Source organism: Sphaerospermopsis reniformis (genome assembly GCF_005402885.1).
GTDB classification, from domain to species: Bacteria; Cyanobacteriota; Cyanobacteriia; order Cyanobacteriales; family Nostocaceae; genus Sphaerospermopsis; species Sphaerospermopsis kisseleviana.
This window is the reverse complement of sequence record NZ_BJCE01000033.1, coordinates 1-22,465: the sequence shown is the minus strand read 5'-3', so window position 1 is coordinate 22,465 and position 22,465 is coordinate 1. Positions and strand designations below refer to the sequence as shown.

Sequence of the window (22,465 nt, the reverse complement as noted above, 5' to 3'; positions counted from 1 at the left end):
GGTTACTTAATAAGGTTCTCCATATATTTTTTCACTTGTTGAGCACCAGTCTGCCAGTTTAGAGATCGAGCAAATAGTTGATATGAAGAATGGACTAATTCTGTGTACTGTTCAGGATTGGAAGTAATCTTTATAATCCAGTTTGTAATTTCTTCAACCGAAGCATGAAGGGGGAACAGCTTACCATTTTGATTGTTTATGACTGCTGAACTCACTCCACCGACATCGTGCGCAATAGATGGAACTCCATAGGCGCTCGCTTCACAATAGACAATTCCAAAGGTTTCTGCCACTGAGAGCATTATAAAAAAGGTAGACTGCTGAAAAATGCGCTCAAATAATTCCTTGCCTTCAACAGTTGATTTATCTACGAAACCATGATTGATGATAAAAGGCTCAAATGGTAAAATTTTAGGGTCGATCCATCTAGCACCTAAAATATGGAGTTCAGCCGGATATCCTTGTCGATTAAGTGTACGGACAACTTCAACGACTTTATTGCCTCCTTTTCTCGACCAGTCTGTTCCCATGTATAAAAACTTTAAAGGAGTCTCTAGGCGGGCGGAAATAATCGAGTCAAAACTATCAAAGTTAGGATTGCTCAGTAAGTTTGCTCCATAAGGAATTGCTTTGACTTTTGACGCATCTACACCGTAATGATTAATTGCGTTGTTTACTGCCCACTCTGAAGGGAAAATTAGTAAACTCGCTTTTTCATACGCCAACCTGTCCGCTTTTTCTGCTTTGATATAGGACTCTTTACATAAATTTTTGTACCAAGGGTAAAAGTTATAACAATTATTAAACGTTGCTTCACCCCAAATAACTAAAGGCGCGTTAATTTCAGTGTTTACTGAGGCAAAAGGTAGTGAATCAATGCTTAATATAATATCAGGCTTTATCTCTAAAAGTTTCGTTCTTACTTGATTCCAATACTGTCGAATAATCGGAGGTTCACGATCTCGCAAAAAACTTTGCTTTATGTATTTACGATAAACGTAATGCTTTGCCTTAATGCCAAAAGTTGCTTGCTCCTCTAACGGAGTGATGTAGTGAATATCACAACCAACACTCTGTAGTGATTGGGCGATATTATAGGGAATTCCAGAGTAAGCCTTGATATCTAAAGCATTGGGACGACTGACAAAAGCTAATTTCATAGACATAAAATAAAAAAGAATGGCGTTGCATAATAGATGGATGAATTGAGGGTTAATACGGTGCATTGTCCATACTGTGAGTCTACTGAGATTAGAAAAAATGGAAAACGCAGAGGTAAACAAAATCACATCTGCGTCAAATGTGGTCGTCAGTTTATAGATGTTTATAGTCCACCAAGAGGATACTCAAATGAAGTGAAACAAGATTGCTTAAAATCCTACGTCAATGGGATGGGATTTAGAGCCGAGCCATAGAACGTACTCAAGGTGTTCATCATACAACTGTAATTTCTTGGGTTAAACAAATTGGTGAGAAATTGCCAGATGCACCACCAATTGAGGAAATACCAGAAGTAGGAGAATTAGATGAATTAGAGACTTTTATTGGCTCAAAAAAAACAAAATTTGGTTGTGCCTGACTGTCAGCAGACAGGGACAGCAGTAAATCACTTTAGTCAAGGGATTTTAGCTTGGGTTTTGGGAGACCACAGTGCGGAAACTTTTCAGCCTTTGTGGGATATTGTTAAACTCTGGCAATGCTATTTTTATGTCACTGATGGATGGAAAGTTTATCCTAGTTTCATTCAACCAGAAGACCATATTGTGAGTAAAACATATATGACTAGAGTTGAAGGAGAAAATACACGTTTACGTCATTATCTAGCACGTCTACAGAGAAAGACATTATGTTATTCTAAATCCGTAGATATGCTTAAATATTCAGTTAGATTATTACTTCATTATTTGAAATATAATCAAATACCCGTGTTCAACTAATTCATCCCACATTTATGCAACGCCTATTTTCCTCAATTATAACTAATCAGCATTGGGCTTCAACTCAGCTAAGGTTTTCAGTCCATAGAATGCAATTAATAACATCCAGGGATAGCAAAATAAGGCGTAACGATCAAACGACTCTAATATCCAATGTAGCATTGCAGTTGCTGACACTAGTAAAACTGCAAAGGTGATGATTTCAGGTATTCTGTAACCTTGCCACGCCTGAATCAGGATCGATAATAATCCACAAAATGTAAAAACCAGTAGAGCTTCACTTTGACGAAGAGATAGCCAGGATAAAAATGATGGGCTTTGATTTTCACTTAGCCACAATCTAGCCCATTTATGAAGGGTTGCATGTCCTATAAATTCAAGAGGATTATCTTTTATATGCTTAATCCCTAAGGAAAAAACAAAATCTTGCTTTTTTTTATGTCCAAACGCTAGCGGTGAATCTACCCCAAATTCTTTGTTTAACTTTTCTTGAACAAAAGAAGTATTTGCGGTGAAACGATTTAAATCCCCTTTCGTTTGATGTCCTAACTCATAGGGGATAACTCCTTGAAAGAATGTATATCCCCGTGCTTCCATATAGCTAGGTGAAAAACTTCCCTGAGTCAACCAATTACACCAAATCAAACTGGAGATTCCGATAAAAAACACTGCCGAATAAATAGTTTGATACTTTAATATTTTATGAAGTTTTATGTTTTTTTCAATTAGGAGAATCATGAACAAAATTACAGCAAACCAATAGGTTAAGCTTGCGGGACGAATCCAATGAGCGGCGGCCGTTGCAAGTCCTAAATAAATTAACCAGAGATTATTTTTATTTGTTGACCATTTGGATAGGCAATAAGTGGCTATCATCAAAAAAAATGCATAGGCATTGTCGGCCATTAAAAATGTAGGCTGAATCGCAATAGGAATGAGGCTAATATAGCTCAATGCAACTATATAGCTAAGTTTTTTTTCTTGAGGTAAGAAGTTAGTAAGACTTGCCCAAATCAATACTCCAGTCAAGGCTTTCATCAAAGAATCGAGCCAGTAAAAGGAGCGAACGTCAGTCCCCCACAAAAAAATTAACGGCGCTCGCAAAAGACCAATATGACCTCGATTAAAAAACAGTAAATTGTAATTATTGCGGGCAAAATTTAAAGCACTTTGATAGTAGGCATATTGATCTGAACCTGGTGATGGTATTTCAATATCTAGCTTCCCGGATGCACAAACAAAATCTATTGTCATCGATACAGCTATAATTGTTAAAATAATTTGCCAGTTTTTGAGTTTTAATGATGGTAGCTTCAGACGAAATTGGTTGATGTAAAAAGCAAGCAAACAATAAAGTACTATAAACCCTATCATCCACAATGATGAAACCAGTAAAGACCCGCGCTTGTAGAAAAAGAAAGGGACTTCCACACCTGCACGAATAGCTAAATAGTGAAATACCCAGCTAAATAAACAAACGCCCAACGAAAAGGTTGAGAACACTAGGGTGCTAATTCTTATCGCCGAAGGTATCAGTCTTGTAATTTTCTTCATAAAGTAAATTCATTGAGGTAGTTATTTATCTATCAAGCATAGAGTTTTTGATTTTATATAAATCATTAAAACTCTTTTGGTTTCATGTAAAACCATTTCATTACCATTGGACGACCTTCCCGCAAAATCAGCCTTTTCGTATCAACCTGGAAGCCCAACAAACTCTTGAAATTATAGTTTATAATTTTATCTTCATCATTAATAGATGAGTATATTGTGATTTCATGAGTTGAACTGAAAAGCTTCTTGATATGCTCTGAAATTGAGTTATCGACAAAATCATGTATTTCTATTAAAATCTCATGACGACGAAGATGATCAGCAACTTTATTTGTAAATAGCTCTTTTTCGTAGCCTTCACAATCACTAATAACCAGAGCTTTTCCGGTTAAAGGAAGAGCCATTAAAGTTTCCGCGTCACAATAAGCTCCAGTTATTACTCTACTAGCAACATTATTTAACTCAGCCATTGTCTTGCACAGGGTTAGGGCTTCGGGATTTGTATCGAATGCAAATACCTTTGCTGTCTCTATTTGAATGGCTAAACCGACAGCATAGTAGCCTTTGGCACACCCAATGTCGACAATTTCTGAATAACAATTTTTACATAGTTCTCTCATCAGTGGCTCAAGTTCATATTCGTAGGAACCTAAAAGCTTGGGATATATGGCGCTACATATTGCCTTTGTCTGAGGATACTTCATGCCTTTAAAAGGACCATTCATAACAATTCGTTTTCCAAAAATTGCCTTGAATCGCGAGTTTTCTGCATAGTAGGTCAAGGGAGCAATTGTTTTTGCAAAAAAAAACCAAAATAACTCATTCTTGACTAAGGATGTCAAAGCCATTCTTATTAATTGTTTCATTTTTACTGGAGTTTTTATGTAAATATTATTTTTTAATTTATTTTGGATATTGGATAAACGTTATGTTCTTTGGCTTTACAATCTAAATCCAAGCACTGAGATAAGAATTCTTTTCCAGGACTAGTGAATTTTGTACACCAACTGTGAGGCCATTCTCCTCCTGCTCCCGTATTTGGGCAAGTTTTCCCCAAAAATTGACGAATATATTCACCTGTTGAGTTACCAAGCCATCGATCTAACCTAGATTGACCCCCTGTGGCATTTTTGCTGTTAACAACACTAACAGCTTTCAAAGGCATTGAAATGACAGACTGAAATACCTCGTTCCATTGTTTGATCGAGGCTTCCTCTGAATATCTTAGCCTTGCTAGATCCCAAGCATTCTGACGGATATTTTGCCAACACTCTGGATCTGAATATAGTGTAATCAATTGCTGGGTTGCTGTTTCCGTATCTCCGACATTAAAAAGCAGACAATTTTCTCTATTTTTGAGGGCATTTTCTAGACCGCTTCCTATATAACGAGAACTAACCACAGGTACCCCCATTGCCATTGCTTCCCAAATCACAATTGGTCCTGTTTCGCAAGGCGATGGCATTAACAAGGCATCGGCCTGAAAATAGGCTTTTTCCCACAGTTCATGGGAAGGGACATGGCCTAAAAATGAAACCTCTCCTGAGTTAATGAATTGTGATAAACGATCACGTAGTCTGATTTCTTCAGGTCCAGTACCCACAATTTTTAAGTGGAAGGGAATCTGCTGACTGCTTAAGTTCTCCAGAATAGCGGGTAAGTCATGTACTCTTTTTTGTTGCTGCTCTAGTCTTCCGACAAAAATAATTTTAAATGTTTTTTCGGATTTGCGAGGGGTTAAAGGCCGAGTTGGCGCTCCACAGGGAGCGTAAAATACTGATGATTTATCTAGGCTAGAATAATCCTCTGCTAACTTACAAGCCAATTTATTTGTACAAACTACGGCATCCAGGGAATTTTTAAATAGTTTCATGTCGGCAAATAGGTCTTCCTGAATACCGTGACAGGTCATCACAATTTTAGCTTGAGTTTCACCCCGACTTCTGAGTTCTGCTGTAGCGGCGATCGCATCAGGAATATTAACCGTCACCACAATATCCGGTGAATATTCTTGAATTGCCCTTTGCACCGCCCACCGTCGTCCTTGGGGAGTTCCAGTTTTGCAGGTAATGGCGATCGCGCTTTCACAGGGATGAACTGCTAAATAGTCAGCGACTCGATGATACCGAGTCCCTTCTACTAGCCCCAAGGTAGTGCGCCACCCCAGTTGTTTTAGACCAGGTAACAGGTAGTCTAACCAAGTTGCCAAGCCACTAAGGGTGTAAGCGGAGGGTGCAATAAAAAGAATATGAGGATTCATATAATAATACTAGCATAAATACATAAATACTTAAGTATCAAGGTCTTTCAAAACTTGGGAAATTTCCTCCAGCAAAGACTCAGAATGATGACGATAAAATAACGGCCACTCTTCTCCACCAGGGGGAATGGGTGACCCCAACAAAAACCTACGGAGGCGACGTAACCCGTCAATGACACTGGCTGGAATCCCCAACTGTTCTAATCTTCCAGTTGTGGTGGGAATTTTGGGTAAAGGAGACGAACTTAAAAGCGGAGGGCGAGCCATGACTTGTTCTAAAGTTATTTTCCAACTAGTGAGGGAATTTTCCCAAGTATAGGGCTGTCCATGCAATTGCCCATTGCTAGACAGGCGGTGTCGTAAATCACCATCCTCGGCTAAACGCTGAATTTGTTGAGCCGCGCCAGCCATATCTCCCACAGGGAAGGACAAACCGGTTTCGTTTTCTTTGACTAAACCTTCGGCGTAAAAGCCGACATAACGGGAAGTGACCGGTATTACACCGTGCATCAAGGCTTCCACAATCACAATGCCAAAGGCTTCCGATGAGGATAGTAAAATCAGTACGTCAAGGTTAGGAAATATTTCTTGATAAACAACCTGGCGAGACAAAGCTCCGTGGAGTTTAACTTGGGGAGCTTTACCCAAAGCTTCATTGAGTTGAGCAAAACAAGATCCGTCCCCGACAATATCTAATTGATAATTTAGGTTCAGCTTTTCGAGTTCTTGATACAGGGTAATTAAATCCGGCGATCGCTTGTCAAGGGTGGTTAAGCGTCCAATATATCCTATGCGAATAAGCTTTGCATTTCCTGATGAGATTGGACTTTGTGAACTGCATTTTGGCTGATTAGCACCGTTGGGGATATGAGTCACTCTGTCTGATGCAAACCCTCCCCAGTTAATTAAAACTCGTTTGGTTAGCTCTCCAGGGCAAATTACTTGGTCAATCCCATCCCGGTAACTTCTGAGATCGGCAAGCATTGGCTCTAAGTTTCCCTGAGCATGAATTACTAAACGAGTATCTAGCCGTTTTTGCTTGCTGCGAATCCCAGCCTCATAAGCATCGGCAATTCCCAATGGAATCACTATGTCAGGTTTAACTCCTTCAATACAGCGCATTAATGCCCGCACTCTACCTTCTCGATTACAGCCCCGTCCATCGACTTCAATGGTTTTTAGCTGGGGATGAACAGCACGATAGCGCTCTGGTTGGTTAAACTGCTGTCCTCGCAATAACCCGACTAATACTTCAAATTGATGCGTTGTTAAATATTCATAAATTTCATCAAGCCATGTCTCCACGCCGCCTGCGATCGAACTAGTTGGCATCAAAAAAAGAATATTTTTCATAAGTTAATGGTAATTTGTCCCGGAAATACTGACTTACGGAAAAAATTCTCTGCTCGTTCTTGAAGCTTCTCTGAATTTAATTCCACTCTGAAAGCCTCTTGGCAATTTTTTTGGTATTCTGTATACAGAGAATTATTATTAGCTGTAGCCTCCATTAAATCAAGCAAGTTGTCAGCTATAAACTCATTTGAAATAGGCCCACAGGGAAAACGACTGAAGAAAGATATTAAAGAACCATTAGAGGGGGTATGTAGTGCAATAGGAACACCAGTAGACACATATGAACATAACTTATTCGGGAATGATAGCTCTGTCACTTCCTGCTTATTAGTAGTAAAAGGTTGAGGTAAGTATAGAAATGTGCACTCCCTCATTAGATTGACCATTTCTCCGATCGGAAGCCACCCATAATATTCCACACATCTAGGGGATTTGGACGCTAATCTTAGGGATGGACCTGCAAATCTTACAATCACTCGTCGGTCAGCAATCTTCCAGTTACGACGGTCAAGAGCTAAAAGTAGTTGTTCAAACGAGTCTAATGCCGACAAAGTACCAGTAAAACCGATTATAAAAAAATCATCACTTTTCTGCGCCGATGAAATTTGAGACGTATTCTCGCTTATGGTTTTTGATTCATGGTAGGAATATCCTTGTCTAAAAATAACGGATTCTTTTCCATACTTTTTATGATAAAAAGATTGCATCGACTCGCCAGCTACTGCTAAACGATAGCAGTTCTTAATTGCCTTTTCAAAGGCTCCCATTAGTAAATTGAGACGCAATGGATCATAGCCAAACGTCTTAGCAATCCCTTGAGGGTCATCCATTACAAAGCAATAGAGTGGTAAATTAAGTCGATTGGCTACTGTGGAAGCGATAAAAATTAAGCTTGGATATTCCAAAACAACCAAAACTGCTTCACAAGACCTTCTTCTTCCTATATTGACTATTTTTTTTACCTGACTATTAAGATAGGGAGTAAAAATAAATGTATGAGATATAAGGCTAATTAAGTTGCCCAAAAAACCAGGGATGGGTTTATAAACATATTCAAACCTGGGAGTTATATTTAGAGTTTCCCCAGTGCTGAATGAATTATCAGCTTTTCTCATAAACGTGACCAAAGTAATATTTTGCTTTGGCAAGACTTTTAGGATCTGACTTAGAAGAATTGCTCCCACCCCAGATTGGTCAGGAGGATGTCCTGCTAAAACGAGAAAATTAGGAAACATTAAAATAACTACCTCTTTTCAAAAATTGAATCTGCTTCTACAATTCTACCGTCTTTTTTTCGAGTATATTGTTCAGCATTGCCCATGAAAGAAAAACCCAGATCATGCATAAGTGTATATATTTCGTGAAACAAGGGCTGTTGTTGATATAGTTTTCTAAAGAAACAGGTTTCTATTACTACAATGGAAGCTTTCTCTAAAGTTTTAATGGCTCCCCTAATAGCGGGAATTTCAAAACCTTGTACATCAAATTTCACTAAAATTTCTGGATCAAGATTCTCTTCTTGTAAGCAATCATCTAAACGAGAGATAGGCACCTGTATTTGCGTTATTTTTGTAGCGTCATCGTAGTCTTCTCCGAGTAAACTACTTCCGCTTAACAAAGAAGAACATGGGGTAAAATCACTTTGATTCATTAAACAAAAGCCGGTTTCATCGCCGATGGCAACTTTAAATATTTTAGAGTCTGGGCTATTAGCAATGACTCTACTTAGCTTAGATTGACAAATCTCTAAGGGTTCAAATGAAAGTATTCTGGCATCAGGAAAGTGTCGTTGCATTAGTATCGCAAACTGTCCCTCATTGGCACCAACATCAATAATTGTCTTGATTTTATGATGTTCGAGAAATGGTCTCCAATGGGCATCCTGTTTTTCTAACCAACCTGTCTGCTGGGCTTTTTTAATGTTTCTAACCAGTCTGACATCTAAACCTAAGTGATGGAGTGCTTTTTTTAACATATTGGTTTTTAAATTTAAAATGACATAAATTTAGAATCCTGAGACTTCAGCAAGTTTTTATGCTGTTAAGAACAAAATTGTTGTAAATTGCATACATTGCCCCAAAAGGTTTATCTAATGTCCTACCATAACCATCTACCTGATGGTAATCTTCGCAAAGTATAATTTGCCATCCTTCTTCTTCAGGAAAATCTGTAGGTAACCAACCTGACAAATGCTCTTGAAATTTTGTTCCTTTCATTCCCCAAGGGTCTAACTCATCTTTATCCGATTCTTGGGGCATAAAGCCAAGGGGAGTAAAGATAATAATTTGTTGACGGACTATTTTCTTTAGTGCCGCCAATGCATTTAAACCGATTTCTTTTTCTGCATGTTCTATAACATCGTTTAGTATGGCAGAATCGACGCTACCTGAGGGGAATATTTTTCCTAATCCTTCTAAATCGCAGTTAACGAACACGTACTTAGGATTATTAGATTTTTCAACAATCAGCCTATCCATATATTGAGTATAGGGTTCACAGCAAATATGCACCTTGGATTCAATATAGTTTTGAGGACGAAAAGCACAACCGATATCTAAAACCGAATCTACATCCTTTATCAACTTGCTGGCTGTAGCTTTTAGCTGATCTCGATTTACATAGGTTAAGTATGGAAAATTTCCCACTTTCTGTTGTTGATAAGAAAGTCTGACATTCCGTAGCTAGAAATAGAAGGTGTCCAATCCCAAACTTGTTGAGCAAGACTAGAATCTAAAACCACCCAGGGCAGGTCAAAAGGTCGCGGTGATAGATCTGCGTTTACCGCATGTGATCCCCATCGGTTTTCACACCATCGAGATAATTGCTTTAATGAATATGCAGAGGAAACTCCGCCGGAAACATTGTAAATTGGCGTTTTTTGTGCCAAATCGCTTTTGCCAACTTGCATTAAAACGAGACGCGCTAGATCTTTGGGAACCAAAAGTAAATTAAGTTAATCATATAACCTTTATCTTGACATTCTCTCAAAAATCGGGCAAAGTTACGGGCTGCTAATGTAGTTTCAAAGGCAAAATCAGTGTTAGCATTTACCAGTGTTTCTAACTCCTTGATTTATCTGGGTTTTACATTTATTCAGCAAGCCCTATATATTTCAAGTATTCTGTGAAGGTGACAACGGCACTTTCTTTTGGCTTGACTGTAACTGCCAATAATTTCTATAGATACCCGACGACAACCCCAGTAACTCACTGTGGGTTCCCCTTTCCACAATGCGTCCCTGCTGAAGCACCACAATCTGATCCGCATTAACAATCGTCGATAATCGGTGAGCAATCACTAACACCATCCGGTTTTGCCCAAACTTATCCAAAGCTTCTTGGACAAGCTTTTCTGAAACCGTATCCAGAGCGCTAGTAGCCTCGTCTAAAATCAGCAAATCCGGATCGGACAAAATCGCCCGAGCCAGGGCGATCCGTTGCCGCTGACCCCCACTGAGTCGGTACCCCCTTTCGCCGACTACCGTGTCATAGCCCAAGGGTAAATCCTGAATAAAGCCATCGGCTTGAGCCGCTTGGGCGGCAGCCATCACTTCCCAATCTGTAGCAGTCGGACAAGCAAAACGAATATTTTCAAGGATAGTGGCATTGAACAGAAAAGTATCCTGACTGACAACCCCTAATCGTTGCCGCCAGCTACTAGGATCATAGTCGCGCAAATCCCGACCATTGACCAAAATCTTTCCTCTGGTCGGCTCATAAAGCCCCACCAATAAATCCGCCAAGCTAGACTTACCCGCCCCCGACTGTCCCACCAGGGCTGTTACCTTGCCCAAAGGTAGGACAAGATTAATATCTTGCAGTACCTCCCCCTGATCAGCCAAGTAACGCAGACAAACCCCATGGAAGCTAATATCTGTGGCTAGGTTAGTAAACGGCACTGTTCCCAACCGCCCAAACTCTTTATCCCTGGGGTCAAGAATCTCTTGAAAGCGGGCTAAATTACCATAGTTACTAGCAAACCCCGTGAACGCTCCAGTAACACCCTGAAGACGGATATTAAACCGTTGCAAGGCCAAGACAAAGGTGACTAAGCTGGGTAACACCCCAGTGCTCCGCCGGGAAAACAGCAAAAAGGCAATACCCGTAATAATAGCCAACACAACGACCGGCAGGGTTTGGGTAATGGGATTGGTAATATTGAGCAAGCGGAGCTGTTTTTGCAGCCCCGGCTTAACCTGCTCTAATAATGCCTTAACTTGAGCCACAGCCCTGGATTGACGTCCCGTGGTGTGCAAGAGCCTTAACCCCTGCAAATTTTCCGTTACCTGTTTGCCAATTTCCACCATTCCTTGCTCATTAACACTAGAGTAATGGCGGATACGGGGCAGTAATTGCTTTTGGATACCATAAAAAACTAAGACAGTGGACATGGCCGCCAATAACAGCCAAGGGGAAATCACCACCAGAATCCCTAGATAGACCAAAAGCAGCAAAAAGTTAGTGATCAAAGTATTAGTTAATGTAATCTGGGTTTTAACTGTGTAACCAGCGCTACCAGCGTAAGAAGTTAGATCTCCTACCTTATAACGACTGGCACAGGCAAAGCTAAAACTGAGAATCAGGCGATGAATATACTCTGTGAACTTAACCTGTAATCTGATCCCCAAGTCCCCCGCAGTCACCGCATTCCAATAGTTGCAAAGCCCCAGGAAGATTTGGGACGTAACTGCTAGTCCTAATAAGAGAATAAATAACACCTCCTGACCAAGGGCATTCAACCAACTCCCTAGTCCGGGGACTGCTGCTAAGATGGCATACTGGTTCCAGTCTATTCCTTGGGGAGTGCTCAACAGGGCAACTGCCAAGAAGATAATGCCAAAGGTTCCCCCTTCAAACATAGCCCCTATAATACCAGTGGCAAAGTTGGCTAGAATTAAACCCCAGTTTTCCCATGCAGACTGCCAAATCAGTCGATCTGCTTCAGTTTTCAGGTAACGCTTCAAAAACCTAGAGGCTGATCTGCGTCCTAGCTTCACTGTCTTTGCTAAATTCATTAATTCGGTTAAGGTTGTTTACAATAAGTCAAGACTTGATTTCCCCAATACCAAAGGCGATCGCACCAGTGTAGCAAGGCGATCGCCTTTGCCGTGCTGCATCATACCCAATTAATCTCATAAATTTTTGATTAACTGATATTTTGTTCAATACCTTAGCCAAATTACGAGGGTGAAACGGTTGTAGAAGTATTGTGAATACGACCAAGAGAGGTAAGCTTGGCAAAAATCTGGGATAATAAAATAGGGTCTGGTGGTTCAATACCTTTGCCATTTTTCCGTACGTTGGGTTGAACGAAGTGAAACCCAACGTAAACTCAACGTATTTGTTGGCTTTCGTGCCTCAATCCAACCTACAAATTAAGATATTTTTGATTTTGGCGAAGGTATTGTTAGTTGTTGTAATTATGACATTTATTCAGGGCGATCGCCCCTTGGTGCACAACGTCACTGAATGGCGATCGCCCTAGCACTGTTGCACTAAGCCGATCGCCCCTTGGTACAGTCAACCGTGGTCGGTGAGCGAAGTCGAACCGTCAACCATCAAGAAAGGCTTTCCAACCAAGTCTGTAACTGTTCCACATCCTTAAAATCTAATAATTCTTCTGCTAAACTTTCCAGTTGCTCTACTGGTAGCATCTGAATTTGCTGTTTGAGTGTATCATCCAAGGTTCCTAAGCGACGCTGTAACAGACGTAGAACCAATTGGGTTTCCCCTTCTTGTCGCCCTTCTTGTCGCCCTTCTTGTCGTCCCTGTTGTAATCCCCGCTGTAATCCCTCTTTCAATATTTCCTCATACCAGGGCGATTCTCTTAATACCGTCATGTCCCACCTCATGATTTGTTGAACTAAGGGAATATCCAATACAAAACTAGCAAAAAATGACAATAATGGTTCTAAGTCTTGCAGTTGCTCATCGCGTCTTAACTCCCTCACCGCTTGGCGTAATTTATCTTCCCTGTTTCCACCCTGCAAAATTGGTACAAATGGCAATAGGGCTAATATTTTCAGATCAAATACCAGATTAACATCTGCTTTGACACTCCCAAAACAAGATATAGCAACCGCCAAGGTGGTTAGGACATAAACAGAAGATAAAACCATTGAAATTCAAGCGTTTCAAGGCTTACCCATGCCCACATTTAATTACCGGAGATGTCTATTTACCGTTCTACCATTTTTCCGTTATATATTTCGGACAGGTCTAATAATCTACCTACAGAGATGAATCCCGAATCACATCCAGCGTTGTGCAATGAAGACCCCCTAACATGGTGTAGCAGTGACGCATACGAACTGGCACTACTGTAAATTTCTTGGCTTCAAGCATCCGAATCATTTCAATCTGCCGATCATGTACAAGAACTGTGTTTGGGTCAATAGACATCACATTCAGACCAGCCCAAGGTGAGCTAATGTGATTAAGTGGTGAAGTTACGCCCATTTCTAATAGTTCTTTGTAAACCGGAATACGGACAGATTGATGAAATTCCACCTCAGACTCAGGAACAGGAGCAACTTCCGTAAAATATATCTTATCCCAACCTGCTAATACTTCGGGGCTGGTTTTTTCACTTACCCGCGCCCCATTCAGCAGCACAACACCAGGACAAAGGGGAAGTATCGTAGAATCAAGATGGGAAGAACGATAGGCGTGTGTTACATGTACTCGGTAATCAGATCCGAGAGTATTTTGCAACCATTTAACTGCTTTGCGGTTCCCTGTACTTGAGACCAGGAACAAAACATCTCTTCCCAACCTGATAATGTTGGCCGCATCAAAAATGATTTCATCTTCATCAAGATAGTGAAAGGTTTCATTTAGTCCATGGCTCAAACGCTGATGCAGATGATCTTCTACAGTTTCTAACTCGCTTCGAGGTCGTTGAATCTCATGAATGTACTTACCCTTAAGTTTTGGTAATGGTGCTGATATCCATCTAAAACCGTCTTCAAAGAAGTTTTGATAGAACAGATCATGAAAAGCATAGGACTCGAATAAGCGAAATCTTGAAGATGGCGCACTGACAACAAGAGTGTCACCAAAAACTATGTGGATATCGCGCACATTATAAATATCAAATCCCGCAGCCATCCAGTTTGGTGTTTGAAAACAGGATGAGCTTTCCGACCAAGTTGGACGAAGTACGTTTACTCCAGCTTGCCGGAAAATATGACATAAATCCTCTAAATCCTCTTTTACCTCGTCTAAATACCACTGGGGATAAGCTTTTCTTGCTAGTGCAACTGCACTTTCCAAGATATCGCCTGCAGCATCTGAAACTTCTATACCCGGACTGAAACCTGCGATAGTTCCAACAACAACAGTCCTTAACGAATCCCACTCGTTATGGGAATTTAGTTTCACGAAATCTTCCTCCTGATTATTTCTTTATGCCAAAAAAAGTATATCTAAATTCACTCCCTTCTTCTCTAAATGAGGAATCATAGTAGTCCAAGTATACTGGCTCAAACAAAGAGAATTTTTCTCTCATTTCGTCTTTATCTTTTACGAAATTATAAAACATATCGTAATCTAAACGATCTGTTTTAAACTTTATATGCCACAAACCATCTCCTATGTATTCAGCATGATTGCGGTAGTAACAGTTCAATCCAGTGATTGAAGCATAAATCTTTGCTCCCGGTTTCATATTATTGTAAAGGCATTTAATTGCTTTCTTAAAATCAGTATTTGATAAAAACTCAAAAGTTTGGATTGATATTACAATATCGAAATTGCCACCAAAAAAGATATTATTCTCATCGGGTTTAGGATCAATCACCATGAACTGATCTGTTATGTGAGGCATATATCTTTGGGCAGCCTTAATGTCGTTAGATGCAATATCAACTCCGTGGCAATTAAATCCTAGTTTATCGAAATAATTTAATGCACCTCCCTGACCACAACCAAAATCCAATAATCGCTCATGGTTTGAGCCATCAATCCCATAATCAAATTTTAGTATACGTCCGTAAAATCTAAATATGAAACTTTCAACATTGGGTGCATCATAGGTGTTAGACCAATATTGTGCATTTCTTTCCAAGTAATCAGACATTTTATTGAATTCCCTGCTTAGTTAATATTTAAACGAGATAGAGATAATATGTTAATGATTGCTTCATATCTATTCAATCATATTCCATGACATCGGCATTTCTGCCTGAATATCAAATTTACATTTCTTACCAATTACGCTGCTATAATACTTTGGTGCAAGACCGTTTGCCGGACGAATAACACGCACATTTTCTTCTGTAAACAACTCTCCTTTCTTGATAGGGCGAACTACATAGATTGAAGGGCGCTCCTTCAACGAAGCATCCTCGACAGCAAGAGAACCATAACTAATATTACCTAAACTTTGCCAAACTAGCTCAGTTCCCTGAGCAAGTTCATGAAGTTCTAAAGGTTCAATCGAAAATGCAGAATCCACACCGCCTTCGGTACGTGAAATAGTGAAATGCTTTTCTATAACTACTGCGCCACGTGCTGTAGCGGCAAAAGCTACGTATGGGCGGAGGGTGTGATCAGATAGACCAACCTCACATTCATAACGTAAACGCATATCATCTATGGTCATAATATTGGCATCTGTTTCTACTGACGGGTAAGCACTCGTACATTTGAGCAAAACAAACTGATCACAACCATTGACACGAATTGTAGCTACTGTATCATCAATTTCCTGGATTGTCGCCATACCAGTAGATATAAGAAGTGGCTTGTGAGAGCGTGCAGCCGCTTCAATCAATGGAATGTGGATCATCTCGAAGGAAGCAATCTTAATTGCATCTACTCCTATGGAAAGTAGAAATTCTAAAGACTTGAGATCAAATGCTGTACTGATACAAACTAATCCTTCGTTGCGAGCTACCTCAAAAATAGGTTCATGCCACTCCCAAGGGGTATGTGCTTGTGCGTATAAATCCCAAAGGCGACATCCAGACCAAAGACTCGTAGAATCATCAATAAAAAACTCCGGTCGCCTGCTATCAATAGTCAATGTCTCAGGCGTGTAGGTTTGGAGTTTAATAGCATCAGCACCATTGTCCGCAGCAGCACGCACAATTGCGATCGCCCTTTCCAATTCGCCATTATGATTCCCAGACATTTCTGCTATGATCATAGGGCGAAATCCAGATCCTATAAGCTGGCCACCTATGTTAATAGCTGACTTGTTCATCTGCTTTTCACCATACCTTCAGCTTTCAAGAAATCAGTTCTACCCTGTGATATTGATTGAATCGCCGCAGATACACGACTTGCACCCAAGTGATCAAATATAGACCGAGATATAAAACCGTTAGCGACCTGCTCATACTTGGTAATTATGTTAATCAAAGCATTGGATATATTTTCTGAGTTAACACGTGCATGGTTACCAAGTGAAATAATTGCTGATTGATCTATCAATTGATTCACCATTAAGGCTTGATTATCACTTGTTACCGTTACTAAGCATGGTTTTCGCATTGTCAGAGCCTCTACCATAGAATTTCCGCCAGCAGTTAGTAATACATCTGTATCTCGGAGAAGATGTGCCAAAGTTTGGGGTGCAATATGAACCCTTACATTGTCAATGTTTTCAGCAGAACGCATGACTATATTAGCTTTTGTATTCACTTGCCCTATAACCACATCAACCCTACCGATCCATTTTCGGTACTGTTCATGGTTTTTTAAAAAACTCATAGCCTCTAATGCTTTAGTAGTTTCATCTGTTGGGTCGCTCCCACCATAGGAAATCAGAAGTTGCTTTGGTCTTGCAAATGATAAGGGAGCCTCTTCAACGAATGCAAACTCTGGGTCAACAAGGGCAAATTTTGCACCTATCAGTTCGCAAAACCCATTTTCATTTCCATTCATATCTGATGCAAAAGGGCGGTTGATATCATTAAGTAGCACGTCAGCGTGATGTCGGCGATTTCGGAAGTCGTCAATTGCCAATATTTTATGACCAGCTTTGCAAATAGTTCTTTCCCATAATTCACCCAGTTGGTAGCTATCAACAATTACCCAGGATACACAGGTGGGATAACTGCCAATAATAGAGAGGGTCGCTTCTGCATCCCATAACTCTTGGCTTTGGAGATGCTCATGATTACAGTTAATACCACTCTCATTTAGCCACGAGATATTAAAATCTTTGACAAGTTCCTCTATATTTTTGTCGAAGCGACTCTGACTTATTAGTTGGACTATAAACCCGTCATTCTGAAGCTGTTTACCCAAAGTTATACATCGGCGTAGGTGTCCCATACCGATTGTGGGATTTGCATCAACTCGAATCGCAACACTTCCTAGACTTTCCATACTTTTGCCTGTTCCAAACAAATATATTAACCGAATTTCAATTACAGGTCATTTAATTATGGAGAGTTTTTTGTTCTACATGAGCGTTTATTAACAAAAGCTCTGGATTTACTACTAATAAATCTAATACCTCATCAGTGGTAAAAATTTTTTGCTCATGATATAAGTTTTTATATATTTCCTCTATCAGTCTCCAATCCTCTTGAGTATCTAAAGTCCAACGATAATCCGATAAATCATCATCATTGTTTTGATTATGTAAACTAAAAATTTCTGGATGTTCATAAATATAAGGTGTAACGTGTTCTCTTTGATATGGCTTATTTGCTGATTGAAAGGCTTTTTCTAAAACCTCAAAAGTAAAAACCTCTGCATCCAAACCACGAGGATAACTACGACGTAGACAATTACTAAGATAGTCTATTTTTAAACCATTAGTCGTTTCAGTTTGAAAATATTCTAACATTCCATTTAAAACTTCTGCATCAAATAAAGGACAGTCAGAAGTGACTCTGACAATTACATCCGCTTGATATTGTTTTGCAGCTAAATAATAACGTTCTAAAACATCTTCTTCACTACCTCTAAACCAATTAACACCACATTTCTCTGCTTCCGCAACAATTACATCATCTGCTAGAGAAGTTGTGGTTGCAACTACAACTTCATCTACCAATGAACAAGCTTTAACTCTAGAAATTACATGAAACAACACTGTTTTACCACAAAGTGGTTTCATTACCTTTCCCGGTAAGCGAGTAGAACCCATGCGTGCTTGAATAATAGTTACAGTTTTCATAACAAGATTCCTGCTAATTCTGTTACTACTCGTTCTTGTTCTTCTAGACTCAAACCATAATATAAAGGTATAGAAATTGCCTCTTTATAATAGTTTTCAACGTTGAAAAAAGCTCCTTCTTTAAATCCTAATTGTTGATAATAAGGCTGCAAATGTACAGGAATATAATGTAAATTTACCCCTATTCCTTGTTGACGTAACTCCTCAAATACCTGTTTATGACTCTTATTGATTTTATCCAGCTTTAACCGAATTACATATAAATGCCAACTAGTACAGCTTGGTGCAAGTAAACCCACCATTAAAGTTGGTGAAAAATCTGTGATTTGAAACACTTGTGAAAGGTAGGCGTATTTATGCCGAGAGGTACTAGTCTGTTTTAACTTATATGTATATTCATCATCTATCTTTATGTCCGTAAAATCACCATAACGTAAAAGCGCACCCACTTTCCTAGTTAACCAATCGGCTCACAAAACGTTGAGCATTTTATCACAACCATAAAGCGGGAAATACTCCAATCATGATGATTTCTGATGGCTCAGGTTCCCGTGGCTCTACCTAATACCTCCACCACCCGACCCTGATCACCATCACTTAAACCAGCATACATAGGTAAACTAATCGCCTGTCCATAGTAGGACTCCGCCACGGGAAAATCCCCCGTCTGAAAACCCAAACGCCGATAATAGGGCTGGAGATGTACGGGGATATAATGAACCTGTACCCCAATCCCCCCCTCACGCAATGCGGTAAATAACTCCTCCCGGTTTAACTTGGCTGTGGCTTCCACCTGGACTACATATAAATGCCAAGCCGAGAGACTATCGGGGTGTTGCCATGGTAAAATCACAGGCATATCTGCCAACATCCGATCATATTGTGCCGCCAATTGACGACGACGAGCAATAAACTCTGGTAATCTCTGCAATTGCGATAACCCCAAAGCCGCCTGTAAATCCGTCATCCGGTAATTAAAACCCAATTCCACCTGCTCGTATACCCAACTACCCTGTAATTGTCCTGATAATAATTCGGGGTCGCGGGTAATCCCGTGGGTACGCAGTCGTGCCATTTTTGCAGCTATTTCTGGGTCATTGGTTACAGCCATACCACCTTCAGCAGTTGTAATAATCTTGACTGGGTGAAAGCTAAAGACAGTAATATCACTATACCGACAATTGCCCACTGGTTGCCCTTGATATTCACCCCCTACAGCATGGGAAGCATCTTCAATAATGCGGAAATTATACTCCTGACTCAGAGCATAAATTGCCGCCATGTCACAGGACTGACCAGCAAAATGTACGGGAATAACTATTTTAGGTAAACTTCCCTGTGCTTGGGCTATCTGCAATTTCTGGCGGAGCGCCCCTACACTCAAATTATAAGTATCAGGGTCAATATCGACAAAATCTACCTCCGCCCCACAATAGCGCCCACAATTAGCACTAGCTACAAAGGTATTTGGTACTGTCCACAGGCGATCGCCTGGACCCAACCCCAAAGCCAAACAAGCAATATGTAAAGCCCAAGTCGCACTATTAACCGCCACACCATAACTGGCCCCACAAGCTACAGTCACCCCCTGTTCAAAGGCGGGAACCATGGGACCTTGGGTGAGCCAGTCACTTTGTAATACTTGCACTACAGCAGCAATATCTGCCTCACTGATACTTTGGCGACCGTAGGGGATAAAGGGATTCATATAGTCTTGGGTTAAATTGGGTTACATTGTGTTAAATAGGGCTTGCTGAATAAACTCAAAACCTTAATAAATCAAGGGTTTCAGGTGGAAAATCAGGAAATCAGTGCAGGATTTTTCAGGGGTATACTCCTAAAAGGGTGCATTTTCCGGGTGAAATTTCAAAGAATTGGTTACTAACAGATCACCCAAACTCTTGCCTATTCCCTATTCCCTATTCCCTGCCTTAACGAAGAAACTTTTTCAGCAAACCCTAAATATTGATGATTGGGATAGCTGCTGTAAAATCAATAGACATCTCCAGAAAAGAAATTATGGAACTTATTTATGGGGGCAGGGCGAAGCATTTGAAACATCTAGATGTCTGATTTTCCGTTAAATTATCGCCCAAATGCTTCGCCCCTACAACTTAGGTTACTCCCCGTGTTCTGAATTTCTTCAATTAAATGTTCTAGATCCAATTGATTAAATTCTCCAGTTTGCAATAGGTTTACAGTCTGGTCTACCCACAGGTTAAAATCCCGGTCGTAAAGTGTGTTCATCTTCATAATCTATTCAATTTTCCCTAGTACAGCACGGCGTAAATAAACTAACTATTCTCACAATCGCTAAAAAGCTTACGACCTATTATTTTTGATTTTTGACTTTTGACTTCCGCGAAGCAGTACTAGGTTAATGATATTGAATCATAATCACTTAATATCGATGGTAACAAAAGTCATCATCAAGTAAACTCCGGGTCAACGTGCTGTCTGATTAACTCTCGGAGTTCCTCAACGGTTAGAAAAGTTTCATTACTACCAGAATTATAACTAAATCCCTGGGGAACCTTTACCGCCCCAGTTTGGCAGTAATAATTCTCTAACCTATCACCAACTTCACTGGGTAAAATCGCGTAATAGTAACCCAAATCCCAGGTATTATAACTATCACTACTAGTAATCATCTCCTCGTGGATTTTCTCCCCCGGTCGAATCCCTACTACCCTTTGTTGAGCTTGGGGAGCAATGGCTGTGGCTACATCGGTAATTCTGTAGGAAGGAATTTTGGGGACAAAAATTTCACTTCCCCTACCATTCTCAATAGTCCACAGTACCATTTTTACCCCTTCCTCCAGAGTGATATTAAAGCGAGTCATTTGGGGGTCGGTAATGGGTAATACTCCCCCATGGCGCTGCTGTAAGAAAAAGGGAATCACCGAACCCCTCGAACCCATCACATTGCCATAACGCACCACACTAAAGGAAATATCCCTTTTGCCTTTAATATTATTGGCAGCAATAAACAACTTATCGGAGCAGAGTTTTGTGGCTCCATATAAATTAATGGGAGCGGCGGCCTTATCGGTGGATAGGGCTACCACTTGTTTTACACCAGTATCCAATGCAGCTTCAATTACATTTTGAGCGCCTAAAACATTAGTTTTAATACATTCCATAGGATTGTATTCTGCTGTAGGTACTTGTTTTAGAGCAGCAGCGTGAACAATGATATCTATACCTTCACAAGCACGGATCAGCCGTTGTTTATCTCTAACATCTCCCAAGAAATAGCGTATTCCTCGATGTTGCATATCAGAGAACTGAAGACTCATTTCATACTGCTTCAACTCATCCCGGGAATATATCACCAGTCGATGAATATCAGGGAAACTTGCCAGTAACATTTCTACAAATTTTTTGCCAAAGGAACCAGTACCACCGGTCACCAGAATTGAGCTAGATTGAGTAATTTTCATCTTAGGGAACAGGGTACAGGGAAGACGGGAACACCCGAAGCAACAAAATCAAGTTCCATTCCCTTCACCCAGGAAGGTTTAGGGTGCGATAAAACAATATTTGATCCATTAATCATGACTTATCAAACATCCTCTTAGACCATTGCCAAAAAATGATGATCCGGTTTTGAATAGCCTTGTTTACGTTAGCTGGAGGTTATTGACACAGAGGAGCCGGGGAATGAATTCCCCGAATCCCCTGTGGATAACTACGGACATCATATGTCCCATCATCCAACTGACGCACATAATACCAATTTTTCTTCTGGCATTGTGGACACCAAAAAGCTTCTAACCACTCTTCCTTTATGGGTACGGACACACAAGTGTTTTTTAACTTTGATGAATCGGACGTAACTTTATATTTGCGACTGACACTATCTAGATAACAACTATGAATAGGACAGTAAATAGCTCTACGTTTGGAACGTTTCCGATTATGGTTACACCTTTTATGCAATTCGTCCCCCTAATATCAAAATCAATAGGAAGGTTACGTTTGGAGAAACTGAGATCAATCAGACCATCAAAGCCCACTCCACAAAAATCAGCTTATACTGAAAGTAACTATTATTTTTTTTAATTTCACTTGATAAACTTGAGATGAAAAACCCCGTTAGAGGATGTTTGAAAAGTCCCTCATGATGTATCAAAAATTTTAGATCCCCCTAAATCCCCCTTGAAAAGGGGGACTTTAATTCTATTTCCCCCCTTATTAAGGGGGGTTAGGGGGGATCTGCAAG

Annotated in this window: 19 protein-coding genes and 1 pseudogene; 1 reads left to right on the top strand and 19 read right to left on the bottom strand. The window is 40.2% G+C overall.

Annotation, left to right across the window (positions count from 1 at the left end; all coding sequences use genetic code 11):
- Positions 1-2 precede the first annotated feature (2 nt).
- The gene (locus FFR48_RS07120; RefSeq protein ID WP_137666867.1) at positions 3-1,226 is read right to left on the bottom strand and encodes a glycosyltransferase family 4 protein; all 1,224 of its coding nucleotides are present in this window, start codon (positions 1,224-1,226) and stop codon (positions 3-5) included.
- On the opposite strand from FFR48_RS07120, the pseudogene FFR48_RS07115 reads away from it, so the two are divergent.
- A pseudogene (locus FFR48_RS07115) lies at positions 1,221-1,937 on the top strand (IS1 family transposase). The gene FFR48_RS07120 and the pseudogene FFR48_RS07115 overlap by 6 nt on opposite strands.
- Before the next feature lie 42 nt (positions 1,938-1,979).
- Here FFR48_RS07115 and FFR48_RS07110 read toward each other — a convergent pair.
- The 18 genes from FFR48_RS07110 to pseB form a co-directional block, all read right to left on the bottom strand.
- Complete coding sequence (locus FFR48_RS07110) at positions 1,980-3,491, bottom strand: hypothetical protein (protein ID WP_137666866.1); 1,512 nt, start codon at positions 3,489-3,491, stop codon at positions 1,980-1,982.
- 65 nt (positions 3,492-3,556) lie between these two features.
- On the bottom strand, positions 3,557-4,357 hold the full coding sequence (locus FFR48_RS07105) for a methyltransferase (RefSeq protein WP_137666865.1): 801 nt from the start codon (positions 4,355-4,357) through the stop codon (positions 3,557-3,559).
- A 32-nt stretch (positions 4,358-4,389) separates the two neighbouring features.
- Positions 4,390-5,751 carry a glycosyltransferase family 4 protein gene (locus tag FFR48_RS07100; RefSeq protein ID WP_137666864.1) on the bottom strand — a complete coding sequence of 454 codons (1,362 nt, stop codon included), beginning with the start codon at positions 5,749-5,751 and terminating at the stop codon, positions 4,390-4,392.
- A gap of 30 nt (positions 5,752-5,781) precedes the next feature.
- Positions 5,782-7,104 carry a glycosyltransferase family 4 protein gene (locus tag FFR48_RS07095; protein ID WP_137666863.1) on the bottom strand — a complete coding sequence of 441 codons (1,323 nt, stop codon included), beginning with the start codon at positions 7,102-7,104 and terminating at the stop codon, positions 5,782-5,784.
- Positions 7,101-8,339, bottom strand: coding sequence for a glycosyltransferase family protein (locus FFR48_RS07090; RefSeq protein ID WP_137666862.1), 1,239 nt, complete (start codon positions 8,337-8,339; stop codon positions 7,101-7,103). The genes FFR48_RS07095 and FFR48_RS07090 overlap by 4 nt, the downstream gene beginning before the upstream one ends.
- Before the next feature lie 8 nt (positions 8,340-8,347).
- Positions 8,348-9,079, bottom strand: coding sequence for an FkbM family methyltransferase (locus FFR48_RS07085; RefSeq protein ID WP_137666861.1), 732 nt, complete (start codon positions 9,077-9,079; stop codon positions 8,348-8,350).
- A gap of 46 nt (positions 9,080-9,125) precedes the next feature.
- Positions 9,126-9,749 carry a class I SAM-dependent methyltransferase gene (locus tag FFR48_RS07080; protein ID WP_137666860.1) on the bottom strand — a complete coding sequence of 208 codons (624 nt, stop codon included), beginning with the start codon at positions 9,747-9,749 and terminating at the stop codon, positions 9,126-9,128.
- Positions 9,750-10,216: 467 nt separating this feature from the next.
- Complete coding sequence (locus FFR48_RS07070) at positions 10,217-12,067, bottom strand: ABC transporter ATP-binding protein (RefSeq protein WP_162501854.1); 1,851 nt, start codon at positions 12,065-12,067, stop codon at positions 10,217-10,219.
- A gap of 594 nt (positions 12,068-12,661) precedes the next feature.
- Positions 12,662-13,222: a DUF4351 domain-containing protein gene (locus tag FFR48_RS07065; protein ID WP_137666858.1), complete on the bottom strand. Its 561-nt coding sequence runs from the start codon at positions 13,220-13,222 to the stop codon at positions 12,662-12,664.
- A 112-nt stretch (positions 13,223-13,334) separates the two neighbouring features.
- Positions 13,335-14,486, bottom strand: a complete 1,152-nt coding sequence (locus tag FFR48_RS07060) for a hypothetical protein (protein WP_137666857.1) — start codon at positions 14,484-14,486, stop codon at positions 13,335-13,337.
- A gap of 16 nt (positions 14,487-14,502) precedes the next feature.
- On the bottom strand, positions 14,503-15,183 hold the full coding sequence (locus tag FFR48_RS07055) for a class I SAM-dependent methyltransferase (protein ID WP_137666856.1): 681 nt from the start codon (positions 15,181-15,183) through the stop codon (positions 14,503-14,505).
- A 69-nt stretch (positions 15,184-15,252) separates the two neighbouring features.
- Positions 15,253-16,311, bottom strand: a complete 1,059-nt coding sequence (gene pseI, locus FFR48_RS07050; protein ID WP_137666855.1) for a pseudaminic acid synthase — start codon at positions 16,309-16,311, stop codon at positions 15,253-15,255.
- Complete coding sequence (gene pseG, locus FFR48_RS07045) at positions 16,308-17,441, bottom strand: UDP-2,4-diacetamido-2,4,6-trideoxy-beta-L-altropyranose hydrolase (RefSeq protein ID WP_137666854.1); 1,134 nt, start codon at positions 17,439-17,441, stop codon at positions 16,308-16,310. The genes pseI and pseG overlap by 4 nt, the downstream gene beginning before the upstream one ends.
- Before the next feature lie 52 nt (positions 17,442-17,493).
- Entirely contained in the window at positions 17,494-18,240 is a 747-nt protein-coding gene (locus FFR48_RS07040; protein WP_137666853.1) for a cytidylyltransferase domain-containing protein, read from the bottom strand.
- The gene (locus FFR48_RS07035) at positions 18,237-18,689 is read right to left on the bottom strand and encodes a DegT/DnrJ/EryC1/StrS family aminotransferase (protein ID WP_137666852.1); all 453 of its coding nucleotides are present in this window, start codon (positions 18,687-18,689) and stop codon (positions 18,237-18,239) included. Before FFR48_RS07035 ends, FFR48_RS07040 begins: the two co-directional genes overlap by 4 nt.
- 92 nt (positions 18,690-18,781) lie before the next feature.
- The gene (pseC, locus tag FFR48_RS07030; protein ID WP_137666851.1) at positions 18,782-19,948 is read right to left on the bottom strand and encodes a UDP-4-amino-4,6-dideoxy-N-acetyl-beta-L-altrosamine transaminase; all 1,167 of its coding nucleotides are present in this window, start codon (positions 19,946-19,948) and stop codon (positions 18,782-18,784) included.
- Between the two features lie 377 nt (positions 19,949-20,325).
- Positions 20,326-20,487: a DUF29 family protein gene (locus FFR48_RS07025; RefSeq protein WP_137666879.1), complete on the bottom strand. Its 162-nt coding sequence runs from the start codon at positions 20,485-20,487 to the stop codon at positions 20,326-20,328.
- Between the two features lie 182 nt (positions 20,488-20,669).
- Entirely contained in the window at positions 20,670-21,683 is a 1,014-nt protein-coding gene (pseB, locus tag FFR48_RS07020; RefSeq protein ID WP_137666850.1) for a UDP-N-acetylglucosamine 4,6-dehydratase (inverting), read from the bottom strand.
- Positions 21,684-22,465: the final 782 nt, after the last annotated feature.

What these genes read in the sequence shown, in the direction of transcription:
- FFR48_RS07120 (WP_137666867.1), bottom strand. Translation starts at nt 1,226, where the DNA reads ATGCACCGTATTAACCCTCAATTCATCCATCTATTATGCAACGCCATT.
- FFR48_RS07110 (WP_137666866.1), bottom strand. Translation starts at nt 3,491, where the DNA reads ATGAAGAAAATTACAAGACTGATACCTTCGGCGATAAGAATTAGCACC.
- FFR48_RS07105 (WP_137666865.1), bottom strand. Translation starts at nt 4,357, where the DNA reads ATGAAACAATTAATAAGAATGGCTTTGACATCCTTAGTCAAGAATGAG.
- FFR48_RS07100 (WP_137666864.1), bottom strand. Translation starts at nt 5,751, where the DNA reads ATGAATCCTCATATTCTTTTTATTGCACCCTCCGCTTACACCCTTAGT.
- FFR48_RS07095 (WP_137666863.1), bottom strand. Translation starts at nt 7,104, where the DNA reads ATGAAAAATATTCTTTTTTTGATGCCAACTAGTTCGATCGCAGGCGGC.
- FFR48_RS07090 (WP_137666862.1), bottom strand. Translation starts at nt 8,339, where the DNA reads ATGTTTCCTAATTTTCTCGTTTTAGCAGGACATCCTCCTGACCAATCT.
- FFR48_RS07085 (WP_137666861.1), bottom strand. Translation starts at nt 9,079, where the DNA reads ATGTTAAAAAAAGCACTCCATCACTTAGGTTTAGATGTCAGACTGGTT.
- FFR48_RS07065 (WP_137666858.1), bottom strand. Translation starts at nt 13,222, where the DNA reads ATGGTTTTATCTTCTGTTTATGTCCTAACCACCTTGGCGGTTGCTATA.
- FFR48_RS07055 (WP_137666856.1), bottom strand. Translation starts at nt 15,183, where the DNA reads ATGTCTGATTACTTGGAAAGAAATGCACAATATTGGTCTAACACCTAT.
- pseI (WP_137666855.1), bottom strand. Translation starts at nt 16,311, where the DNA reads ATGAACAAGTCAGCTATTAACATAGGTGGCCAGCTTATAGGATCTGGA.
- pseG (WP_137666854.1), bottom strand. Translation starts at nt 17,441, where the DNA reads ATGGAAAGTCTAGGAAGTGTTGCGATTCGAGTTGATGCAAATCCCACA.
- FFR48_RS07040 (WP_137666853.1), bottom strand. Translation starts at nt 18,240, where the DNA reads ATGAAAACTGTAACTATTATTCAAGCACGCATGGGTTCTACTCGCTTA.
- pseC (WP_137666851.1), bottom strand. Translation starts at nt 19,948, where the DNA reads ATGAATCCCTTTATCCCCTACGGTCGCCAAAGTATCAGTGAGGCAGAT.
- FFR48_RS07025 (WP_137666879.1), bottom strand. Translation starts at nt 20,487, where the DNA reads ATGAACACACTTTACGACCGGGATTTTAACCTGTGGGTAGACCAGACT.
- pseB (WP_137666850.1), bottom strand. Translation starts at nt 21,683, where the DNA reads ATGAAAATTACTCAATCTAGCTCAATTCTGGTGACCGGTGGTACTGGT.